General features: G+C 62.4%; 14 protein-coding genes and 3 rRNA genes. 13 read left to right on the top strand and 4 right to left on the bottom strand.

Features of this window, described 5'->3' with window-relative positions:
* Positions 1 to 72: 72 nt before the first annotated feature.
* Complete coding sequence (locus tag ACZ5MJ_RS09985) at positions 73 to 276, bottom strand: cold-shock protein (protein WP_464219053.1); 204 nt, start codon at positions 274 to 276, stop codon at positions 73 to 75.
* A 286-nt stretch (positions 277 to 562) separates the two neighbouring features.
* On the opposite strand from ACZ5MJ_RS09985, the gene ACZ5MJ_RS09980 reads away from it, so the two are divergent.
* The 7 genes from ACZ5MJ_RS09980 to ACZ5MJ_RS09950 all read left to right on the top strand — a co-directional run bounded on the left by ACZ5MJ_RS09980 (position 563) and on the right by ACZ5MJ_RS09950 (position 11,210).
* A complete protein-coding gene (locus ACZ5MJ_RS09980; protein WP_464219052.1) occupies positions 563 to 865 on the top strand; it encodes a hypothetical protein in 303 nt (100 codons plus the stop codon).
* A 476-nt stretch (positions 866 to 1,341) separates the two neighbouring features.
* Positions 1,342 to 3,552 (top strand): penicillin-binding protein 1A, encoded by a 2,211-nt coding sequence (locus ACZ5MJ_RS09975; RefSeq protein ID WP_464219051.1) that lies wholly within the window; start codon positions 1,342 to 1,344, stop codon positions 3,550 to 3,552.
* A 290-nt stretch (positions 3,553 to 3,842) separates the two neighbouring features.
* On the top strand, positions 3,843 to 6,167 hold the full coding sequence (locus ACZ5MJ_RS09970; protein WP_464219049.1) for a xanthine dehydrogenase family protein molybdopterin-binding subunit: 2,325 nt from the start codon (positions 3,843 to 3,845) through the stop codon (positions 6,165 to 6,167).
* Positions 6,136 to 6,600, top strand: coding sequence for a (2Fe-2S)-binding protein (locus ACZ5MJ_RS09965; protein WP_464219048.1), 465 nt, complete (start codon positions 6,136 to 6,138; stop codon positions 6,598 to 6,600). Before ACZ5MJ_RS09970 ends, ACZ5MJ_RS09965 begins: the two co-directional genes overlap by 32 nt.
* A 178-nt stretch (positions 6,601 to 6,778) precedes the next feature.
* Entirely contained in the window at positions 6,779 to 8,650 is a 1,872-nt protein-coding gene (locus ACZ5MJ_RS09960; RefSeq protein ID WP_464219047.1) for a preprotein translocase subunit YajC, read from the top strand.
* A gap of 8 nt (positions 8,651 to 8,658) precedes the next feature.
* On the top strand, positions 8,659 to 10,263 hold the full coding sequence (locus tag ACZ5MJ_RS09955; RefSeq protein ID WP_464219046.1) for a GMC oxidoreductase: 1,605 nt from the start codon (positions 8,659 to 8,661) through the stop codon (positions 10,261 to 10,263).
* A 38-nt stretch (positions 10,264 to 10,301) separates the two neighbouring features.
* Positions 10,302 to 11,210: an ATP adenylyltransferase family protein gene (locus tag ACZ5MJ_RS09950; protein ID WP_464219045.1), complete on the top strand. Its 909-nt coding sequence runs from the start codon at positions 10,302 to 10,304 to the stop codon at positions 11,208 to 11,210.
* 7 nt (positions 11,211 to 11,217) lie between these two features.
* On the opposite strand, the gene ACZ5MJ_RS09945 is transcribed toward ACZ5MJ_RS09950, so the two are convergent.
* Complete coding sequence (locus tag ACZ5MJ_RS09945; RefSeq protein WP_464219043.1) at positions 11,218 to 12,513, bottom strand: DUF3422 family protein; 1,296 nt, start codon at positions 12,511 to 12,513, stop codon at positions 11,218 to 11,220.
* 106 nt (positions 12,514 to 12,619) lie between these two features.
* Between ACZ5MJ_RS09945 and ACZ5MJ_RS09940 the strand changes: the two genes are divergently transcribed.
* The 6 genes from ACZ5MJ_RS09940 (at position 12,620) to ACZ5MJ_RS09915 (ending at position 20,983) form a co-directional block, all read left to right on the top strand.
* Positions 12,620 to 13,480 (top strand): LysR substrate-binding domain-containing protein, encoded by an 861-nt coding sequence (locus ACZ5MJ_RS09940; protein ID WP_464219042.1) that lies wholly within the window; start codon positions 12,620 to 12,622, stop codon positions 13,478 to 13,480.
* Between the two features lie 563 nt (positions 13,481 to 14,043).
* Positions 14,044 to 15,575, top strand: a 16S ribosomal RNA gene (locus ACZ5MJ_RS09935).
* 326 nt (positions 15,576 to 15,901) lie between these two features.
* Positions 15,902 to 18,782: ribosomal RNA gene (locus tag ACZ5MJ_RS09930) — 23S ribosomal RNA — on the top strand.
* 128 nt (positions 18,783 to 18,910) lie between these two features.
* Positions 18,911 to 19,024, top strand: a 5S ribosomal RNA gene (gene rrf / locus ACZ5MJ_RS09925).
* The 16S, 23S and 5S rRNA genes sit together here, the layout of an rRNA operon.
* A 197-nt stretch (positions 19,025 to 19,221) precedes the next feature.
* A complete protein-coding gene (locus ACZ5MJ_RS09920) occupies positions 19,222 to 19,866 on the top strand; it encodes a TetR/AcrR family transcriptional regulator (protein WP_464219040.1) in 645 nt (214 codons plus the stop codon).
* Positions 19,867 to 19,873: 7 nt separating this feature from the next.
* Positions 19,874 to 20,983: an alkene reductase gene (locus tag ACZ5MJ_RS09915; protein ID WP_464219039.1), complete on the top strand. Its 1,110-nt coding sequence runs from the start codon at positions 19,874 to 19,876 to the stop codon at positions 20,981 to 20,983.
* Between the two features lie 99 nt (positions 20,984 to 21,082).
* Here ACZ5MJ_RS09915 and ACZ5MJ_RS09910 read toward each other — a convergent pair whose 3' ends face one another.
* Together ACZ5MJ_RS09910 and ACZ5MJ_RS09905 are read right to left on the bottom strand one after the other, a co-directional pair.
* A complete protein-coding gene (locus tag ACZ5MJ_RS09910; protein WP_464219037.1) occupies positions 21,083 to 21,469 on the bottom strand; it encodes a hypothetical protein in 387 nt (128 codons plus the stop codon).
* Positions 21,470 to 21,519: 50 nt separating this feature from the next.
* Positions 21,520 to 21,780 carry a hypothetical protein gene (locus ACZ5MJ_RS09905; RefSeq protein WP_464219035.1) on the bottom strand — a complete coding sequence of 87 codons (261 nt, stop codon included), beginning with the start codon at positions 21,778 to 21,780 and terminating at the stop codon, positions 21,520 to 21,522.
* Positions 21,781 to 21,785: the final 5 nt, after the last annotated feature.

The following is a 21,785-nucleotide window of genomic DNA, read 5'->3' as shown; positions in this document are numbered from 1 at the left end:
CCTGAAAACAGAAAAGCCCTTCTCGATGCGTGAAGGGCTTTGTCGATTCAGGCCGTCAGGTGGGCAGGCCGACTAGATCGGGCGAATCTTTGACGCTTGCGGGCCCTTCTGGCCTTGCGTCACTTCAAATTCCACCTTCGCACCTTCATCCAGCGATTTGAAGCCGGTGCCCTGGATTTCGCTGTGATGCGCAAACAAGTCCTTGCCGCCATCATCCGGTGTGATGAATCCGTAGCCCTTTTCACTGTTAAACCACTTCACGATGCCAGTCGCCATCTCGTCCTCAACATTTGGTGCACGCAAGTCGCGTGGAGGGCCGCCCCTTCGGTACGGGGCGCCAACGAAACCCCAGCATAACCGAAGAGGGACGCAAGCAGCATCCAAGGGTTTACCTCGGGGCCAGAGAGCGGAAGACGCGGCCCGCTGTCGGCCCCAGTCAAGCGGCCACGCGACGGCTGCTCCAGTCGAGGACCGGCTGCACTACCATTGGAATGAGCAGATGCGGCGGCTGCCCGCAGCAGTGACTTTCACGCCACGATCTTCCGCGCAATGGGAGAAAGACATGGCAACCTATGAGTTCAAGGACAAGGACCTCCAGTTTCTGGCCCAGGGTGCTGACTCCTGTTTTCCGTCCCCTGACACCGCTTTCGTTGAGTGCGCCGATAGCCATCCGGCGTTCCTGGTGACATGGCCGGAGAGTGGAGCGGCGGCGATGAGTCTCAAGGTGCAGATTCGGGCAAGTCAGTACGCCAATTACCTGACGGATCCGTTCAGGGGACGTGAAGTCCTGCGCAAGGCAGTCGAAGATCGCCTTGCGCTGATCCACACCGCGAAAAGTGGGCTCCTGCTCGCCCCCGACATCTAGGCCCTAGGGGGCTGGCGAAAATTGCTGAATGGCGGCGCCCGCGAGGCGAGCAGTCACCGCCGCGCCGTATGGCGCCAATAAAAAAGCACCTTTTACAGGTGCTATGCGCTTCCAACCTTTCGCGTTGGCGTCCGAACCGGGTCAGCAACAACTCATGATCCGGTTCGGACCTGCAGGCTTGTGTGGCCTGCACGATCACGCTTCATATAGGAAACACGATCGTTTTGCTGACCTACCTTCGCTTTGTCAGAGCGTGTCTCAGTCAGCACTTGAATTATAGGGCAGCCGACGGCGAGGTCAATCCGAATCTGGCGGTGCCGCTGCGTGCGGCAGTGAGACGCCAGCGGCGAGCGACGCTGTCCACACAAAAAGATGTAATCGTTTGTTAATACTGCGCCTGGCAGCCCTGTTTTGGCCACGGACGCGTCCTTCGGCTTTGGTAGGATCGCGCTCTTTCCGCCACGCGTCCCGCCATTGTGAATCGCCGCTACGTATCGTTGTTTCGAGAGCACTGCGCACGATGGCTCATCCGTATCCAACCGCTCGCCGCTGCCAGCCTCACGATAGCCAGACGCATCTGCAACGGCGCGCTGCGCCGCCTTCGCCACCCGACGCGACGCGGCATCATGCTGGCGCTCGCCGCCGTGCCGGCGCTGTTCCTGCTGTACGTGCTGGCGCTCGTGCCGTTTACGCCGGGCATCGGCGACATCCGCAAAGCCCGCATCGACCGGCCGGCGCTGATCGTGTCGGCCGACGGCAGAGTGATCGACGAATTCAAGCCGGTCAATCGCGAGTGGGTGTCGCTCGGGCAGATCTCGCCGTACATGGTGGCGGCATTGATCGCCACGGAGGATCGCCGCTTCTATGAGCATTACGGGATCGACTGGCTGCGTATCGCGTCGGCCGCGCTGCACACGTTCTCCGGCGACCGGCAGGGTGGCTCGACGATCACGCAGCAGCTTGCGCGCAACCTGTACCCGGACGAGATCGGCCGCGCGCCGACCCTCGCTCGCAAACTCAGGGAAGCGATCACGGCGCTGAAGATCGAAGCGGTATACAGCAAGGACCAGATCCTTGAGACATACCTGAACAATGTGCCGTTCCTGTATAACGCCTACGGCGTGGAGATGGCCGCACGCACCTACTTCGGCAAATCGGCGCGTCAGCTCGACATTCTCGAAAGCGCGACACTCGTCGGCATGCTGAAGGCCAACAGCACCTACAACCCTGTCCTGAATCCCGAGCGCGCATTGGCGCGGCGAAACACAGTGCTCGGGCAGATGAACAAGTACGGGAAGCTCAAGCCCGATGCTTACAGCTGGCTGCGGCGGCAACCGCTTAACGTCAATTTCGAGCTGCAGACCGCGCCACGAAGCACGGCGCCGCATTTTTCAGCGCAACTGCGCAGGTGGCTGATTGCATGGGCCGAACGCAACGGCTACAACATCTACGCCGACGGGCTGGTGGTGCGTACGACCCTGGATTCCCGTCTGCAGGCGATGGCGGTGCAGGCGATGGACTGGCAGGCGAGCCAGCTGCAATGGATCGCAAGCGCGGCCTGGAACGAACGCACCGGCTGCTGGCCCGGCAACGACCTGTTCCGGACGTTCATCCGGCAAACACCCGACTATCGCGCCGCACGCGATGCCGGCCAATCGGATCAGGCGGCGCTCAGGAAGCTCGGCACGAACCCGACGTTCGTCCGCGCGCTGTGCCGGAGCAAGACCCAGGTCCAGGCGGGCTTTGTCGCGATCGATCCGCGCAACGGCGATATCAAGGCATGGGTCGGCAGTCGCGATTTCAGTGACGCACCGTTCGATCATGTGCAGCAGGCCCGGCGCCAGCCAGGGTCGACCTTCAAGCCGTTCGTCTACGGGGCGGCGTTCGCGGACGGCGCGCGGCCGGGCGATACGATCGTCGACCGGAACGTCGCCATTCCACTGACCGGCCAGGCGATCTGGCGGCCTACCGACGCGGAACCGCCCACCGACCGGCCGATGACGCTGCGCGACGCGCTGGCGTATTCGCGCAACCGCGTCACCGCGCAACTCATGCAAAAGGAACGCCCTGAGAAGGTCGCGCGGCTGGCGCGCGCGATGGGAGTGCGCGACAGTCCGCTCGAAGCGGTGCCGTCGCTCGCGCTCGGCACGAGCCCGGTCACGCTCAGGGAGATGGTGTCGGCGTATAGTACGATCGCGAACCGCGGCGCCTATGTCGAACCGCGCATGGTGACGCGCATCGAGGATCACGATGGCAAGGTGCTCGCCGAATTTGCGAGCGCGTCGCCGCAACAGGCACTGCCCGCCGGCGCAGCGCAAACGCTGGTTGATGTCATGCGCGACGTCGTGACCCGGGGCACCGGCGCCGGCATCCGGACGCGCTTCGGGATCCGTGCCGACGTGGCCGGCAAGACGGGCACCACGCAGGACAATGCGGATGGCTGGTTCATCCTGATGCATCCGCAACTGGTCGCGGGCGCATGGGTGGGGTTTGACGATGGACGTGTGACGCTCGGCAACGACTGGGGCCAGGGCGCGCATAGCGCTCTGCCGATGGTGGGCGCGTTCTACGATATGGCCTTGCGTGCGAGAGTGATCGATCCGGAGGCGCGCTTCAGCCCTGAAAACCGGGCTCCTCGCAAGGTCCATGCGCAACAGCATCGGCACTTCCTGTTCTGGAGATACTGATGCCGTCGCTGGCGTACGAGACCTCTTCACCGCGACCGCAGCGCCCTGATCGTCCACCGCTTTATCCAGGCAAATCAATAAGTTGGTAAAGACCTGGCGGATCTTTCCTGGCCCCCCGCCGGCGCGGATGGCGCGGCTGCCGGCGCAGAGCGGCACGGTAGTGTCCGGTGTTGCGCGATAGCGCCAACGACGTGTTCGCATTCGCACTGAAGCACTTCCCGACCTAATATAGGCCATGCCATCGGCGGCACCGGGGGGCTTCCAATGATGTTCGATCCGCCAGTCTTGCCATGTTGACGCGCAGAACCTTCCTGCTCGGCGGCGCGGGCGCTGCAGGTGTGCTGGTGATCGGATGGGCCGGGCTGCCGCCGCGCCAGCGCCTGGCGGGTGGCGAGCCGCTGGCGGTGCGCGACGGGCAATTCGCGCTGAACGGCTGGGTCAAGGTGGCGTCCGACAACACCGTCACGGTGGTGATGAGCAAGGCCGAGATGGGGCAGGGCGTGCATACCGGCGCGGCGATGCTGCTGGCCGAGGAGATGGAGGCCGACTGGTCGCAGGTCCGCGTCGAGCCGTCGCCCGTCGACAGCCTGTACAACAACATCGAGGGCGTGGTCGCCAACCTGCCGTTCCGGCCTGACGACCAGGGGTGGCCCAGGCGCGCCGCCGAATGGTTCACGCGCAAGGGCGTGCGCGAGGTGGGCATGATGTTCACCGGCGGCTCAACCAGCATCAGGGACCTGTGGGATCCGATGCGCGAGGCCGGTGCCGCCGCCCGCATGATGCTGTGCGCGGCGGCGGCGAAGCAATGGAATGTCAAGGCCGCCGATTGTCGCGCGCAGGCCGGCAAGGTGGTGCATCCGTCGGGACGCAGTGCCACGTTCGGCCAGCTGGCCGCGGCAGCCGCGCGCGAGGGCCTGCCGGGCAAGGTCGAACTGAAGGACCCGTCCAGCTACACGCTCATTGGCACCCGCGCCGCGCGCCTTGATACGGCTGCCAAGCTCCACGGCACCGCCCGCTTCGGCATCGACGTGGTGGCGGACGCGATGGTCTACGCCAGCGTGCAGATGTGTCCGACGCTGGGCGGCAAGCTGCAGGAATCCCCGCCCGACGACGTAAAGACATTGCCCGGCGTGCTCGACCTGGTCGCGCTGCCGCCGTTCCCGGGCGGCAGCGGCGGCGTCGCGGTGATCGCCAGCGATGCGTGGATCGCCATGCAGGCGGCGGAAAGGGTCCAGTGCAAGTGGGACGAGGGCGAGGCGGCAAAGCTGTCGGGCGAAGGTGTCCGCGACACGCTGGTGAAGGCGCTCGACGCCTCCGGCCCGCGCGTCTGGTACGAGCATGGTGACGGGCGTGTCATGAAGCAGGGCAAGCCCGCCATCCAGGTCTTGTACTCGGCGCCGTATCTCGCCCACGCCGCGCTGGAGCCGGTCAACTGCACGGTGCTGGTCCAGGACGACCGCGCCATCGTCTGGGCCGCGACGCAGGTGCCCGGGCTGGCACGCCGCTGCGTGGCGAAGACGCTCGGGCTGGACACGGACAAGGTCGAACTGCGCCAGCAATCCATCGGCGGTGCGTTCGGGCGCCGGCTCGAAGTCGATTTCATCTGCCAGGCGGCTGCTATCGCGGCAAAGCGCAAGGGCGTGCCGGTCCAGACGATCTGGTCGCGCCCCGAGGACATGCGGCATGACTTCTACCGCCCGGCCAGCGTGTCGCGCTTCGAGGCCTGGCTCGACGGCAACCGGAAGGTCATCGCCGTGCGCAATATCTCGTCCAGCCAGTCGGTGCTGGCGAGCACCGCGAAACGCAACTTCGGCCTGCCCGACATCTTCGTGTCGCGGCTGGACAAGTCCACGGTGGAAGGCGCTTTCGACCAGGCTTATGACTGGCCAGATGTATGGATCGGCCACCAGACCGTGGACCTCGCGATTCCCGTGGGCTACTGGCGCTCGGTGGGGCACTCTCACCACGCCTTCTTCATGGAGAGCTTTGTCGACGAGCTGGCGGTGGCGGTCAGCAAGGACCCGCTCGAATATCGCATGAGCCTGCTCAGGGAGGATCGCCAGCGCGCGGTGCTGGAGCAGGTAAGGAAGATGTCGGGCTGGGGCCAGCCTTTGCGCAAGAAGCCTGGCGTGGCAAAGGTTGGCCGCGGTGTGGCTCTGCACGAGTCGTTCGGCAGCGTGGTGGCGCAGGTGGCCGAGGTGTCGGTTGACAACGCGGGGCAGGTCCGCGTGGATCGCGTGTTCTGCGCCATCGATTGCGGCATGCCGGTCAACCCGAACCTGATCGAGCAGCAGGTGGAGGGCGGCATCGTGTTCGGGCTGTCGGCGGCGCTGTGGCAGAAGATCACGCTGGAGGGCGGCAAGGTGAAGGAGGATTACTACACTGCCTTTCCGGCCATGCGCCTGCGCGACTGCCCGGACATCCAGGTACACGTGATGGCGTCGATGGGGCCGCCGCAGGGCGTGGGCGAGTCCACCACGCCACCGATCGCGCCGGCGGTGGCGAACGCCTTGTTCCATGCGACCGGCGAGCGCTTGCGCGACCTGCCGCTGCTGAAGACCCTGCCGCCTTCCGGAGCCTGCGATGCCAGACCATCAACTCAGTGTCAACGGTAAGGACGTCGCAATCCGCTCGGACGGCTGCACGCCGCTGCTGTGGGTGCTGCGCTGCGAGCTGAAGCTGACGGGAACCAAGTTCGGCTGCGGCGTGGGCGTGTGCGGCGCCTGCGCGGTACATGCCAACGGCAAGCTGCTGCTGTCGTGCCAGCACCAGGCGAGCGAGATGGAAGGGAAGAAGATCGTCACCATCGAAGGCCTCGACGGCCCCGAGGTGAACGCCCTGCGGAAAGCCTGGCTGAAGCATGAGGTCGTGCAGTGCGGCTACTGCCAGAGCGCGCAACTGATGGCGGCGAGCGCGCTGCTCAAGCGCACGCGGAATCCTGACGAGGCGGAGATCGCCGAGCAGATGAGCTGCGTGATCTGCCGGTGCGGCACGTATGCGCGGATCAGGCGGGCAATTGCGGAAGCGGTGGAGATATTGCGGGGGTGAGGGCGCCGACGTGCGCGCGTGCCCCAGCCATAGGTTGACGAGCGGGAAGTCTTGGGGGGGGAAGGCAATGAAGCATTCCGGGCCAGCGCCAGAGCCGCTATATACGAGCGGGTCGCAACCGGCGACTGATGCCGCCGGCGCTGCGGCGATCCCTTCCGCGCCTGCCGCAAGCGGGCGCGTGGAGCTCTACACGCAAAGCGCCATGGTGAACTGGTTGAGCCCGCTGCAGCTTCCGCTCACCGCCCTGCGTGTTGCCGTGGCGACGGCGGCCGGCGCCTTTGCAGACCAGCGCATGGTGCAGGCAGCACTCACCACACTCAATCCGAATCCACCGCTGCCGGTACCGGCTGACGAGCACGGCGATGTCTGGGTCGACTATCTGGCCGATACGGGCGACGGCTGGGACTCGACCTACTCCATGGCATTGTGCGTCAGTCACGCGGTGACGCTGCGCGAGCAGGGCGTGACGCTGCCGCGGGCGAAGGTGCTGTTGCTGGGCGGTGACCAGGTGTATCCGACGCCTGCCCGGAATGGCTATCGGACCCGTTTCGTCGATCCGTTTCGGGCGGCATTCCCTGCGCCAGTCGAGGCCGCGCGCCCCGCCTACAGCGACGAGCCGATCGCGTTGCCGGACGCGCCGTGGATGGTCGCCACGCCAGGCAATCACGACTGGTACGATGGCTTGCGTGGCTTCGCCCGGCTGTTCTGCTGTGGCAAGCCAGTGGGCGGCTGGGAGACGCGCCAGGCTACGGGCTACTATGCCTTGCAGTTGCCCGGTGGCTGGTGGATATGGGGCCTGGACCTGCAACTGGAGTCGGAAATCGACCAGCCGCAGCGCGAGTACTTCCAGAAGATGGTCACGGCGCTGCAGCCCGGTGACCGCGTCGTATTGTGCGCGCCCGAGCCGAGCTGGGTGGACGAGATGGAGCGCGTGCGCCGCGCGGAACAGCGGGCCCTGCCTTCGATCGAGACCAAGACGCCGCGCTTTCGCAGCCTGAGCGAGATCGAGGGGATGCTGGGCGGCCGGCTCGCGCTGGTGCTGGCCGGCGACTCGCACCATTACGCGCACTACGTGCCCCGAGCGGGCACCGCCGGGCCGCATCGCATCACCTGCGGAGGCGGCGGCGCATTTCTCCATGGCACGCATCTGCTGCCAGATCCGCCGAGGCCTATCGTCGTTGGCCCGGCCAGACAGTCGTACGAGTTGAAGGCAGCGTATCCGGAAAAATCGACCTCCCGGCAATTGCGCAATCGCGCGTGGCAACTGCCTGGGCGCAACCTGTCGTTCTGCGCATTGGTGGCGATCCTGTACTTGCTGTTCGACTGGATCATTCAAAGCGCGAGCCGGGTATCTGTTCCCGGGCGGGATCAACACAGCTTCGTCGGCAGACTGGCCAATCTCGAAGTGACCTTCGGGAATCTCGGCGAGGTGTATCAGGAACTGTTCCGGGTCATGGCGCACAGTCCGGCGGCAGTGGTGTTCGCAGCGGTCATGATCTTTGGTTGTGGTGCGCTGTCGACCAGGGATGTCAGGCGCGGCGTCCTGCTGGCCAGCCTTGTCGGCGCGCTGCACGGGCTGCTGCACCTGGCACTGGCGGTCGCGCTGCTATGGCTCATCACGCGCTTCAACCTCCACGCCTTTGGCGCCGACAATCCGCCCCACATGCTGCTGTTCATTGTCCAGGCAATGCTGCTGGGCGGGGCCCTCGGTGGCCTGCTGTTCGGCGTGTGGATGGTGTTGGGCAACGCCCTGTGGCGCCTCCACACCGAGGAAGTGTTCTCCTCCCAGCGCATCGCCGATTACAAGTGCTTCCTGCGGATGCGGTTCGAGGGTGGGCAATTGACAATCTACCCGCTCAAGCTGGAGACGGTTTGCCGATCCTGGACGCTGGGTGAGGGCGTCAAGCGGCTGGCCCGGGTCCGCAACACCTGGCGCGTGCGCGCCCAGCCCGGCGCAGCCGGTCCGCGATTCGTGCCGGCAGACGGTCAGGTTTCGCCGCCGCAGGCAGTACAGATGATTGAGCAGCAGGCAATCATCATCCAACGATAGGGAGCGTCATGATGAGCAATGCGCTTGCCTTCGATGTCGTCGTCATCGGCAGCGGCTTCGGTGGCGCGGTCTCGGCCTGCAGGCTCGCGCAGGCCGGCCGCAAGGTGCTGGTGCTGGAGCGCGGCCGGCGCTGGAGCCCGGCGACCTACCCGCGCGACGAGAGTGATGCCTGGTTGTGGAACCAGGAGCGTGCGCATCGCTTCAATGGCTGGGCCGATATCCGGACCTTCTCTGATGTATGGGTCATCGCCGGTGCCGGAGTCGGTGGCGGCTCGCTGATCTACGCCAACGTTTCCGTGGAGGCCAGGCCGGAAGCCTTCCGGCACGGCTGGCCGAAAGAGGTGACCTATGCCGCCCTGCAGACCCACTATGAGGAGGTCGGGCGCATGCTCGCGGTGAGCGAAGTGCCGGACAATCAGGTGAGCGAGCGAACCCGGCTGTTGCGCGAGGGGGCCGAAGCATGCGGGTGGGGCGGACGCTTCCGCAAGCTGCCGCTGGCGGTGACGTTTTCCGAGCACTGGGATCCCACGCGACGAGACGCCCGCGATGACCGTCATTCAGAGAAATTCCTGAACCAGCACGGCAGGTGGCAGGGCACTTGTGTCCATTGCGGCAACTGCGACGTGGGGTGCCAGGTATCGGCCAGGAATACGCTGGACCTGAACTACCTGGCGGTGGCCGAAGACAATGGCGCCGAAATCCGTCCCCTGCACCTGGTGGACAAGCTCGAGCCCCTGCAGCAGGGCTGGCGGGTATGCTTCAGGAAAATCGATGCGGAGGAACAAACGACAAGCCCCGGTGAAGTCACGGCTGCCAGGGTGATCCTGGCAGCTGGCTCCATCGGCAGCACCGAGCTACTGCTGCGCTGTCGGGATGAGCATCGCACGCTGCCAGGGCTGTCACCACGGTTGGGATATGGCTGGGCCCACAATGGCGACTTCGTGACGCCAGCCTTCTATGACCACAGGACAGTCTCGCCTTCGCATGGCGTGACCATCTCCGCCGCAATCGACTTTCTGGACCACGGCGGGCCAAACGGGCAGGCGATCTTCGTGGAGGACGGCGGCATCCCGAACCTCGCAGGCAACTTCATTCGACGGCATATGAAGAGAACGCGTTCCCGCAAGCTGCGCGCTGTGTGGAAGGATGTCGGCGGGCTGTTTGACGACGGCGATCCGGTCGAGCGGATGATGCCCTGGTTCGGGCAAGGCGTGGACCCTGGCGATGGCCAGTTGAGGCTGGGCCGGAGTTGGTACGCACCGTGGCGTCGTGTGCTGCGGCTCGACTGGTCCTATCAGGCATCGGTGCCCGTCATCGAGGCCATGATTGCAGCGCATACCCAGCTCTCGAAAGCGACTGGCGGGGATCCGAGGGTGCCGGTCACCTGGCGGCGGTGGCATAACCTGATCACACCGCACCCGCTGGGGGGCTGCAACATGGGGACCTCCGCCGCGGACGGCGTCGTCGATGCATGGGGCCGGGTATTTGGCTGCAAGGGACTGTATGTCATGGACGGTTCGATCGTCCCGCGTCCGCTCGGCCTGAACCCTTCGCGCACCATCGCGGCGCTTGCGGAGCGTAACGTGGCCAGGCTCCTGCGCGAGCAGGATTGACGGGGTGTTCTATGCTGGAGTGGGATTGAAAGCCATCCATGCACCATCGACACCTTCAGCCTGGCACGCTGTGGCCGGCTATCTTGCAACGGACGTCGTACGCCCTGCAGAGCGGGGCGTTGTGCCCGATCGAAAATGTCCAGGCGACGATTGAGGATGGCGGCGTGCGGTTCCTGGTCCGCCAGGTGTCCAGCCTGGCGCGCAAGGACAAGGCACGCAGGACGAGCCGTGCCGGGGGCAATCCATTCCTGCCCTATGACCCCGCACTGTTTGTTGCGGATATCTCCGACACCCATGTGGCCTTGCTCAACAAGTTCAATGTCATCGCGCATCACCTGCTCATCGTCACCCGCCGCTTCGAACCGCAGGAATCCTTGCTGACAGTACCGGACTTTGAAGCGCTGCTGGCCTGCATGGCGGAGTTCCCGAGCCTGGGCTTCTACAACGGCGGGGCAGCGGCGGGAGCGAGCCAAGGCCACAAGCATCTGCAGATCGTGCCGTTGCCGCTCGCCGAGGGCGGCTCGGCGCTACCGATCGGCTCCTTGCTGGAGGCGGCGCGGTTCGCCGGTGCCATTGGCGCCGTGCCCGGCCTGGCATTTGCGCATGCGTTCGCGCCGCTGGATCTGTTTGCGGCGACCGTGGAAGAGGCAGCGTGCACGGCGTACGAGCGCTATCGCGCGCTGCTGGATGCGGCTGGCGTGCGGGCGGTCGAGGTCGGGGGCGGGCTGCGCCAGTCGGCGCCATACAACCTGCTGGTCATGCCCGCAGGGTTGCTGCTGGTGCCGAGGGCCACGGAGTGCGTGGAAGGCATCTCGGTCAATGCCCTGGCGTTCGCCGGCTCGCTCTTTGTCCGGGATGCGGCGCAGATGCGGGCGATTGAGGCTCTTGGCCCGATGCGTCTTCTGCGGCGAGCCGCGGGGCAGGGCGGGACGGTCGCCTGCCCCTGACCTGACCCTACGCGGCCTGATTCGCAGCCGGCTGCCGCGCTGCCGCTTTATGCCCGGCATGCTTGCTGCGCCTGGTTGCACGCAGCACCATCAGCACCACGGGCAGGATCAACACGCCCTTGATCAGCTCCGGGTCCAGCGGGAGATGCACCGCGTGCAGCGCCTTGAGCCCGGTACCCGCCAGCGACAGCACGTAGTAGGAAATGGCCGCCACCGACAGGCCCTCGACCGCGTGCTGCAGCCGCAGCTGGCTGCGCGCGGTCTGGTCCATGCCCTCGAGCAGGCGCGTGGTGTCCTGCTCCTGCGCCAGGTTGACGCGCGTGCGCAGCAGGTCAAGCGCGCGCGCCACGCGGCCGGCAAACTGCTCGTGGCGCGCCCAGACCGACCTGCATGTCTCCATGGCAGGCGCGAAGCGGCGTTCCATGAATTCGGCGATGGTCGGTATGCCTTCGATGCGCTCTTCACGCAATTCCTGGATGCGCGCCAGCACCAGTTTCTCGTAGGCGCGCGACGCGCTGAAGCGGTTGCCGGATTCCGCCAGCGCCTCGATGCGGACCGCCAGGTGCGTCAGCCGCTCCAGCAGCTCGGCATCGTGGCGGCCGCCCTGGCTGGTGTCCATGCTGCGCATCAGCGGCGCGAGCGAGCGCTGCAGGTTGTCCACGCTGCGGCCCAGGTCACGCGCCACCGGCAAGGCCAGCAGTGCCATCATCCGGTAGGTCTCGATTTCATACAGCCGCTGCAGCAGCCGTCCGCCTTGCACTTCGCGGAAGCCGTTGTCGATGACCAGGAAGCGTGTAAAGCCGTCGGGCGGGATGGTCCAGTCGCAGAACACCTCGCCGCCGCCCAGCACATGGCTGCCCGCCAGGATCGGGCCGTCGATCCATTGCCTCACGTGGTCGCGCGCATGGGCCGCGGCCTCGCCCGAGACCAGCTCCATGCGCAGCGCCACCAGGCGCTTTCCCGCGAAGCTGTCGAACCACTCGGCCGGAATATGGGAAGTGGCGAGGTCGGAGAAGTAGTCCGCGTCACCACGCTGCGCCACGAAGGTGAAGGTGGAGAACTCGGTGTGCCGCTCCCACTTCAGCTGCTTGTCTTCGCCCCAACGCCCTGAATAGTGCGTCACGCCGTCGGCCGGTTCTTCCAGTCCGGTCAGCCGGCACAGGGAGGCCAGCAAGGCGTGGTGGATGGCGGTATCGCCGTCGGCATAGATGGCGAAGTGCGTCAGCGAGGCGGAGCCGCCGATGCGCAGGAAGGGTCGGGCATGCAGTTCGCGCGCAAGGCTGTCGCGCAAGGGGTGGTCCATGATCGGCTGTGGCATAGGTCGTCAACGTTTTCGGCCAGTATGCCGAGGGCCGACGATTAAGAAAAACGCGTAAAATTGATCTGTTGCTTCAGTTTTTCTGATACCAATGAAAGCGCTTGACCTCGATGTGCTGGCCATGATGGTGGCGGTTGCCGATACGGGCAGCATTTCCCGCGCGGCGGAACTCGTGCACCGGTCGCAGTCGGCGGTCAGCATGCAGATCAAGGCGCTGGAGCAGGCGCTGGGCAAGCCGCTGTTCGTGCGCAAGCCAAGGAATGTGGTGTTGACCCCGGAAGGCGATGTATTGCTGGGCTTCGCGCGCCGCATGCTGGCCTTGCGTGACGAGGCCTGGGCGGCCGTGGTCCGTCCCGACGTGACCGGGCGCGTGGTGCTCGGCATGCCGGATGACTATGCCTCATCCCTGCTGCCGGCGATCCTGAAGAAATTCTCGGCGACGTACCCCAAGGTCGAGATCCAGGTCATTGGCTTGCCGAGCGTGGCCCTGGCGCCCATGGTCAAGGACGGAACGGTCGACCTGGTCTGCGCAACGCGAGTGAAAGGGTTGTCCGGGGAGTTCATCCGGCTGGAACCGATGGTGTGGGCCGCGTCACCGGCGGCGCACGAAATCTGGAACGAGCGGCCGCTGCCGATTGCCGTGTTCCAGCCGGGCAGCGTCGCCCGCGACATTGCGATCCGCAGCCTGGAGCAAGCCAGGATCGCCTATCGCATGTCCTACGAGAGTCCCAGCCTGCTGGGCCTGCTCAGCATGGTCGAAGCAGGGTTGGCCGTGGCGCCACTTGCGCGATGTGCGGTCCCGGCGCATTTCACCATCCTTGGCCCGGCCCAGGGCCTGCCAGAGTTGGCCGGGCTGGAGCTGGTGCTGGCGCGCAGCACAAAGTCAAAGCGGCCGCCTTGTGACTTCCTTGCTGAACAGATCCTGTCCGAGCTACAGCGCAGGCAAGCGTAATGAGGCGCCCGTCCGACGAGGAAGTGCCATGCCGTCGCGCCTCCCGTTCCATATCCAGGTCGTGGGTCGATGCCGTCAAGTGGCAAAAGAGGCTCTTTAAATTTCTTTTCAAAAATGCTTGCGTGGCAGCCATCCAGGCTTTACTATTCGCCCCCTCGTTCGCAAGGCACCGCGCAACGAGCTGTGGGAAAAGACCCGCAAGGATTAACTCGGCTCGAATGAGCGAGCCTTCCGGAATAAAGAATTTCTCGAAAACAGTTGATTATTCGCAGAAACTTCTTTATAGTCTTGTTTCTCCGCTGCAAACAAAACGCAGTAACGCAAACGGCAAAGCCGGATGCGGCCCGGACGGTAACGGAAGGGCAGGTTCTTTAACAAACAGACAACCGATAAGTGTGGGCGCTTGATAACGGATGCGAAAGACTTCGGTCTTTTAGCTTACAAGTTATACAGTGCTCGCACAGCAAAACGTGACTGGATCTTCGGATCTGGTCAGTCAGTTTTCTGAGAGTGAGCGACCGCTCGAAAGAGCGAGGGAGCCGCGAGGCTTCCACACAGAGATTGAACTGAAGAGTTTGATCCTGGCTCAGATTGAACGCTGGCGGCATGCCTTACACATGCAAGTCGAACGGCAGCACGGGCTTCGGCCTGGTGGCGAGTGGCGAACGGGTGAGTAATACATCGGAACGTGCCCTGTAGTGGGGGATAACTAGTCGAAAGATTAGCTAATACCGCATACGACCTGAGGGTGAAAGCGGGGGACCGCAAGGCCTCGCGCTACAGGAGCGGCCGATGTCTGATTAGCTAGTTGGTGGGGTAAGAGCCTACCAAGGCGACGATCAGTAGCTGGTCTGAGAGGACGATCAGCCACACTGGGACTGAGACACGGCCCAGACTCCTACGGGAGGCAGCAGTGGGGAATTTTGGACAATGGGGGCAACCCTGATCCAGCAATGCCGCGTGTGTGAAGAAGGCCTTCGGGTTGTAAAGCACTTTTGTCCGGAAAGAAATGGCTCTGGTTAATACCTGGGGTCGATGACGGTACCGGAAGAATAAGCACCGGCTAACTACGTGCCAGCAGCCGCGGTAATACGTAGGGTGCGAGCGTTAATCGGAATTACTGGGCGTAAAGCGTGCGCAGGCGGTTTTGTAAGACAGGCGTGAAATCCCCGAGCTCAACTTGGGAATGGCGCTTGTGACTGCAAGGCTAGAGTATGTCAGAGGGGGGTAGAATTCCACGTGTAGCAGTGAAATGCGTAGAGATGTGGAGGAATACCGATGGCGAAGGCAGCCCCCTGGGACGTCACTGACGCTCATGCACGAAAGCGTGGGGAGCAAACAGGATTAGATACCCTGGTAGTCCACGCCCTAAACGATGTCAACTAGTTGTTGGGGATTCATTTCTTCAGTAACGTAGCTAACGCGTGAAGTTGACCGCCTGGGGAGTACGGTCGCAAGATTAAAACTCAAAGGAATTGACGGGGACCCGCACAAGCGGTGGATGATGTGGATTAATTCGATGCAACGCGAAAAACCTTACCTACCCTTGACATGCCACTAACGAAGCAGAGATGCATTAGGTGCCCGAAAGGGAAAGTGGACACAGGTGCTGCATGGCTGTCGTCAGCTCGTGTCGTGAGATGTTGGGTTAAGTCCCGCAACGAGCGCAACCCTTGTCTCTAGTTGCTACGAAAGGGCACTCTAGAGAGACTGCCGGTGACAAACCGGAGGAAGGTGGGGATGACGTCAAGTCCTCATGGCCCTTATGGGTAGGGCTTCACACGTCATACAATGGTGCGTACAGAGGGTTGCCAACCCGCGAGGGGGAGCTAATCCCAGAAAACGCATCGTAGTCCGGATCGTAGTCTGCAACTCGACTACGTGAAGCTGGAATCGCTAGTAATCGCGGATCAGCATGCCGCGGTGAATACGTTCCCGGGTCTTGTACACACCGCCCGTCACACCATGGGAGTGGGTTTTGCCAGAAGTAGTTAGCCTAACCGCAAGGAGGGCGATTACCACGGCAGGGTTCATGACTGGGGTGAAGTCGTAACAAGGTAGCCGTATCGGAAGGTGCGGCTGGATCACCTCCTTTCAGAGCGTGCATCCGAAGTCGAGCGTTCACACTTATCGGTTTGTTTGTGGTTAAGGCCAGGTGGCCAAATGAAAGCACTCGTTGCCGAGTGTTTTCATTTGGCATTGCCAAGCGATCGCAAGATCGGCTGTTCTTTAAAAATATGGGATGTAGTAAAGGTGTCGCGGTGCTTTGATGAGAAGCACAGTAGTTAAACGCGATACCGGGTTGTGATTGTATCAACCAAAATGTATTTAAGTGATCGAAAGATGACTTGGAATACGGCACAAATGCGAGAACTCATCCTGTAGCGACTGTTTCGAGCGATCGAGACACACTCGTTATAGGGTCAAGCGAACAAGTGCATGTGGTGGATGCCTTGGCGATCACAGGCGATGAAGGACGCGGTAGCCTGCGAAAAGCTTCGGGGAGCTGGCAAACAAGCTTTGATCCGGAGATGTCCGAATGGGGAAACCCGGCCCGTATGGGTCATCCCTGACTGAATCCATAGGTCAGGGAAGCGAACGCGGCGAACTGAAACATCTAAGTAGCTGCAGGAACAGAAATCAACCGAGATTCCCAAAGTAGTGGCGAACGAAATGGGAAGAGCCTTGTACTCTTTAGCAGTGGTGTTAGCAGAACGGGATGGAAAGCCCGGCCATAGCAGGTGATAGCCCTGTATGCGAAAGCACGATTGTGGAACTAGGTGTACGACAAGTAGGGCGGGACACGTGAAATCCTGTCTGAAGATGGGGGGACCATCCTCCAAGGCTAAATACTCGTGATCGACCGATAGTGAACCAGTACCGTGAGGGAAAGGCGAAAAGAACCCCGGGAGGGGAGTGAAATAGATCCTGAAACCGCATGCATACAAACAGTCGGAGCCTGGAAACGGGTGACGGCGTACCTTTTGTATAATGGGTCAGCGACTTACATTCAGTGGCAAGCTTAACCGATTAGGGAAGGCGTAGCGAAAGCGAGTCCGAACAGGGCGTTGAGTCGCTGGGTGTAGACCCGAAACCAGATGATCTATCCATGGCCAGGTTGAAGGTGCGGTAACACGTACTGGAGGACCGAACCCACTAACGTTGAAAAGTTAGGGGATGAGCTGTGGATAGGGGTGAAAGGCTAAACAAATCTGGAAATAGCTGGTTCTCTCCGAAAACTATTTAGGTAGTGCCTCGTGTGTCACCTTCGGGGGTAGAGCACTGTCATGGTTGGGGGGTCTATTGCTGATTACCCCGCCATAGCAAACTCCGAATACCGAAGAGTGCAATCACGGGAGACAGACATCGGGTGCTAACGTCCGGTGTCAAGAGGGAAACAACCCAGACCGCCAGCTAAGGTCCCCAAGATTGGCTAAGTGGGAAACGAAGTGGGAAGGCTAAAACAGTCAGGAGGTTGGCTTAGAAGCAGCCACCCTTTAAAGAAAGCGTAATAGCTCACTGATCGAGTCGTCCTGCGCGGAAGATGTAACGGGGCTAAGCCAGTCACCGAAGCTGCGGACGCACAGTAATGTGCGTGGTAGGAGAGCGTTCTGTAAGCCTGTGAAGGTGTCTTGTAAAGGATGCTGGAGGTATCAGAAGTGCGAATGCTGACATGAGTAGCGATAAAGGGGGTGAAAGGCCCCCTCGCCGTAAGCCCAAGGTTTCCTACGCAACGTTCATCGGCGTAGGGTGAGTCGGCCCCTAAGGCGAGGCAGAGATGCGTAGCTGATGGGAAGCAGGTTAATATTCCTGCACCGTCGTATGATGCGATGGGGGGACGGATCGCGGAAGGTTGTCCGGGTGTTGGAAGTCCCGGTCCCTGCATTGGAGAAGGCGCTTTGGCAAATCCGGGCGCGGGATTCAAGGATGTGGGGCGAGCGGCCTAGTGCTGCGAAGCAATTGGAAGTGGTTCCAAGAAAAGCCTCTAAGCTTCAGTCATACGAGACCGTACCGCAAACCGACACAGGTGGGCGAGATGAGTATTCTAAGGCGCTTGAGAGAACTCGGGAGAAGGAACTCGGCAAATTGGTACCGTAACTTCGGGATAAGGTACGCCCTGGTAGCTTGACTGGCCTGCGCCAGAAGGGTGAAGGGGTTGCAATAAAATGGTGGCTGCGACTGTTTAATAAAAACACAGCACTCTGCAAACACGAAAGTGGACGTATAGGGTGTGACGCCTGCCCGGTGCCGGAAGATTAAATGATGGGGTGCAAGCTCTTGATTGAAGTCCCGGTAAACGGCGGCCGTAACTATAACGGTCCTAAGGTAGCGAAATTCCTTGTCGGGTAAGTTCCGACCTGCACGAATGGCGTAACGATGGCCACACTGTCTCCTCCCGAGACTCAGCGAAGTTGAAGTGTTTGTGATGATGCAATCTCCCCGCGGCTAGACGGAAAGACCCCATGAACCTTTACTGTAGCTTTGCATTGGACTTTGAACCGATCTGTGTAGGATAGGTGGGAGGCTTTGAAGCGTGGACGCTAGTTCACGTGGAGCCGTCCTTGAAATACCACCCTGGTTTGTTTGAGGTTCTAACCTTGACCCGTGAATCCGGGTCGGGGACAGTGCATGGTAGGCAGTTTGACTGGGGCGGTCTCCTCCCAAAGTGTAACGGAGGAGTTCGAAGGTACGCTTGGTACGGTCGGACATCGTACCTAAAGTGCAATGGCAAAAGCGTGCTTAACTGCGAGACCGACAAGTCGAGCAGGTGCGAAAGCAGGACATAGTGATCCGGTGGTTCTGAATGGAAGGGCCATCGCTCAACGGATAAAAGGTACTCTGGGGATAACAGGCTGATACCGCCCAAGAGTTCATATCGACGGCGGTGTTTGGCACCTCGATGTCGGCTCATCTCATCCTGGGGCTGTAGCCGGTCCCAAGGGTATGGCTGTTCGCCATTTAAAGAGGTACGTGAGCTGGGTTTAAAACGTCGTGAGACAGTTTGGTCCCTATCTGCCGTGGGCGTTGGAATCTTGACGGGGGCTGCTCCTAGTACGAGAGGACCGGAGTGGACGTACCGCTGGTGTACCTGTTGTCTCGCCAGAGGCATCGCAGGGTAGCTATGTACGGAAGAGATAACCGCTGAAAGCATCTAAGCGGGAAACTCGCCTGAAGATGAGGATTCCCTGGCGGCTTGACCGCCTTGAAGGGTCGTTCGAGACCAGGACGTTGATAGGCTGGGTGTGGAAGCGCAGTAATGCGTTAAGCTAACCAGTACTAATTGCCCGTAAGGCTTGATCCTATAACCAGTGTGTTTTGCCTGGTGTGTGTGATCGTGACTGTGCCGAAACAGTTGACACAAGACGCACAACCCCAACTACATCCCTATTCGCAGCGTTGACCTCAACCTCAGCGCTGCAACCCCTTATGCCTGGTGACCATAGCGAGTTGGAACCACCCCTTCCCATCCCGAACAGGTCCGTGAAACGACTCCGCGCCGATGATAGTGCGGATTACCCGTGTGAAAGTAGGTCATCGCCAGGCTCTTATTCCCAAAACCCCTCGACAGCGTGTGCTGCGAGGGATTTTGTCTTTGGTGGTTCGGAAACGCTCGGGCGGCTTGCGCTAAATGTGCTTCATCGAGCCTTCCGGATCGATTGACGGCAGGTAACTGTGGCGAAGGGCCGGGCAAGGGTCACGACCGTTTGACTTTATAAGACGACTGGTCATATTATTCGCACATGGCCCGCACCGCAGACAAGACCGACATCCCCAACCGCCTGACGAAGGCAGGGCGCGAGCTGTTCTCGCGCCACGGCTACAACGCCACCGGCATCCAGCAGATCACCGACCACGCCGGCGTGCCGAAGGGCTCGTTCTACAACCATTTCGAGAGCAAGGAAGCCTTCGCCGCGGCCATCGTCGCGCAGTATGCGGACTACCTGCAGCGGTCGTGGGAAGCCATGATGGAGGCCGCGCCGCCGGAGCCGATGGCGGCCATCCATTACGTCTTCACGCAGATGATTGCCTACCACCAATCCAGGACGGTGCAGGCAGGCTGCCTGATCGGCAACTTCGCGGCTGAGATCGCCTTGTCGAGCGACACCTGCCGCGCAGTCCTGCAGGCAGCACAACTGGCCTGGCGCGAACGCCTGGCCGGCATGATCAGCCAGGCCCAGGCGCAGGGCGCCATCCGCGCGGACATCGCGCCAGCCGAGTTGTCCGGGCTGGTCTGGGATGCCTGGGAGGGCGCCTTGCTGCGCATGAAGCTGGAGCGCTCGGTGGAGCCGCTGTGCCATAGCGTCGACCTGATGTTCAACCACCTGTTCCGGCCGGCCGCTACGGCAGCTTCGGCCGTTGCAAGCCACAGACCAACCACGGAGTAAGTCATTCATGGGCGCACAGAAAGAAGCCTTTCTCACTGACGCTTTGTTCCAGCCGATCAGGCTGGGCAAGGTCGAACTCGCCAATCGCATGGCCATGGCGCCGCTCACGCGCAGCCGGGCCGACGATAACCTGGTGCCGACCGACATGGTGGTCGAGTACTACAGCCAGCGCGCCAGCGTGGGCCTGATCATCGCGGAGGCCACGCAGGTCTCGACGACCGCCCAGGGCTATACCAATACGCCGGGCATCTACATGCCTGAGCAGATTGCTGCCTGGAAGAAGGTGACGGACGCGGTGCATGCGAAGGGCGGCAGGATCTTCCTGCAGATCTGGCACACCGGCCGCATGTCCCACACGCACTTCCAGCCGGACAACCAGGCCCCGGTCGCACCGTCGCCCATCGCTGCCAATGCCAAGACCTACATCAACGGCCAAGGCTACGTCGAGTGCTCGGTCCCGCGTGAGCTTGAGACGGCAGAGATCGCCGGCATCGTGGATGATTTCCGCACCGCCGCGGCCAATGCCATCCAGGCCGGCTTCGACGGCGTCGAAGTCCATGGTGCGCACGGCTACCTGCTTGACGCCTTCCTGCGCGACGGCACGAACAAGCGCACTGACACGTATGGCGGCAGCATTGAAAACCGCGCGCGCTTCCTGCTCGAGGTCATGGCAGCCGTGATCGGAGAGATCGGTGCCGACCGGGTCGGCGTCCGCCTGGCACCGGTGTCACCGGTCAACGACGCGCTGGAGAGCAACCCGCAGCCGTTGTTCGAGCATGTCGTGCGTGAACTGGAGGCGCTGCACCCGGTGTATATCCACGTCGTCGAAGGCCACACGGGCGGCCCGCGCGACAACGCGCCTTTCGACTATGCAGCGCTGCGCCGCCTGTACACGGGCGTGTGGATGGTCAACAACGGCTACTCCAAGGAGATGGCTGAAGAGGCAATTCGCAGCGGCCATGCCGACATGGTCTCGTTCGGCCGCAAGATGATCACCAACCCCGACCTGCCGCGCCGCTTCCGCGAAAACAAGCCGCTGAACCGTCCGTTCGAAGACGCTTCGCTCTACGGCGGCGATGGCGCGCACGGCTACGTCGACTACCCGGAACTGGCCTGACGCATGATGCGCCGGGAAGCGGGAGAGATCCCGCTTCCCAAGGCCTGCGCGAGCGTCTGAGTTCGCCGCCCTCCCGAGGCAGGCTCACTGTGCCCGGGCTTATGCCAACGCGCTGTCGGTATAGACGTCGAATTTGCGCGAGGGGTCGGCCGATGGCCCGCTGCGGTCCATGCCGGCGAGGGTGCCGTCAGAATCGGCACCGGACTTGCGGGCAGGGTCGGAAGACACGCCGCTGCGGTCCATGCCAGAGAGGGAGAACTCCTTGGTGGGGGCAGCCTTAACGCGGGCACCTTCGCTGAAGACGTCGAAGCGGCTCGCTCGTGCGCCGTCGCTGAAGACGTCGCGCATGTCGACGCGGAAGGTGTAGCCGTACCTGTCGCCGGCAAAAGCGCTGTCGCCAGGGGCGGCGGCATGGGCAGCGCCGGCCGTGCAGGTGGCGGCAATCGCGGCGGCGGCGAGGATCGTGTTGGCGAACTGGCGGATCATGGCGGTACTCCGGTTTGCGGTGAGAAGGGCAGAACGCTGCGGGCGTCCTTTCACTTATACGCAGAGGCTGCGCCACCGGATGCGGACTGGCAAAGATGAAGTCGCAGCGCCGTCATCAGCGCATCCGTCCGATTGGCGGCGTCAATGTCGGGCGGATACGAACTTGCGGCGTATTCGACGCCCATCCAGACCAACAGCTTCAGCCGGCAATCGCACCCTCTGCGGCCGGCATCCCCGCCTCCGATCAGTTGCGACAGCGAGGCCATGCCAATACAGGCATTGCCGGTGCCGATGCACGGCCCGTGCGCCATGCGCC

This window comes from Cupriavidus sp. LA-1, from assembly GCF_055385985.1.
This window is presented reverse-complemented; position numbering and strand designations above follow the sequence as displayed.

Excerpts from the sequence above, each read along its gene's own strand:
- ACZ5MJ_RS09945 (WP_464219043.1), bottom strand. The coding sequence starts at position 12,513 with ATGGACCACCCCTTGCGCGACAGCCTTGCGCGCGAACTGCATGCCCGA.
- ACZ5MJ_RS09915 (WP_464219039.1), top strand. The coding sequence starts at position 19,874 with ATGGGCGCACAGAAAGAAGCCTTTCTCACTGACGCTTTGTTCCAGCCG.
- ACZ5MJ_RS09980 (WP_464219052.1), top strand. The coding sequence starts at position 563 with ATGGCAACCTATGAGTTCAAGGACAAGGACCTCCAGTTTCTGGCCCAG.
- ACZ5MJ_RS09985 (WP_464219053.1), bottom strand. The coding sequence starts at position 276 with ATGGCGACTGGCATCGTGAAGTGGTTTAACAGTGAAAAGGGCTACGGA.
- ACZ5MJ_RS09940 (WP_464219042.1), top strand. The coding sequence starts at position 12,620 with ATGAAAGCGCTTGACCTCGATGTGCTGGCCATGATGGTGGCGGTTGCC.
- ACZ5MJ_RS09920 (WP_464219040.1), top strand. The coding sequence starts at position 19,222 with ATGGCCCGCACCGCAGACAAGACCGACATCCCCAACCGCCTGACGAAG.
- ACZ5MJ_RS09950 (WP_464219045.1), top strand. The coding sequence starts at position 10,302 with ATGCACCATCGACACCTTCAGCCTGGCACGCTGTGGCCGGCTATCTTG.
- ACZ5MJ_RS09965 (WP_464219048.1), top strand. The coding sequence starts at position 6,136 with ATGCCAGACCATCAACTCAGTGTCAACGGTAAGGACGTCGCAATCCGC.
- ACZ5MJ_RS09910 (WP_464219037.1), bottom strand. The coding sequence starts at position 21,469 with ATGATCCGCCAGTTCGCCAACACGATCCTCGCCGCCGCCGCGATTGCC.
- ACZ5MJ_RS09905 (WP_464219035.1), bottom strand. The coding sequence starts at position 21,780 with ATGGCGCACGGGCCGTGCATCGGCACCGGCAATGCCTGTATTGGCATG.
- ACZ5MJ_RS09970 (WP_464219049.1), top strand. The coding sequence starts at position 3,843 with ATGTTGACGCGCAGAACCTTCCTGCTCGGCGGCGCGGGCGCTGCAGGT.
- ACZ5MJ_RS09955 (WP_464219046.1), top strand. The coding sequence starts at position 8,659 with ATGATGAGCAATGCGCTTGCCTTCGATGTCGTCGTCATCGGCAGCGGC.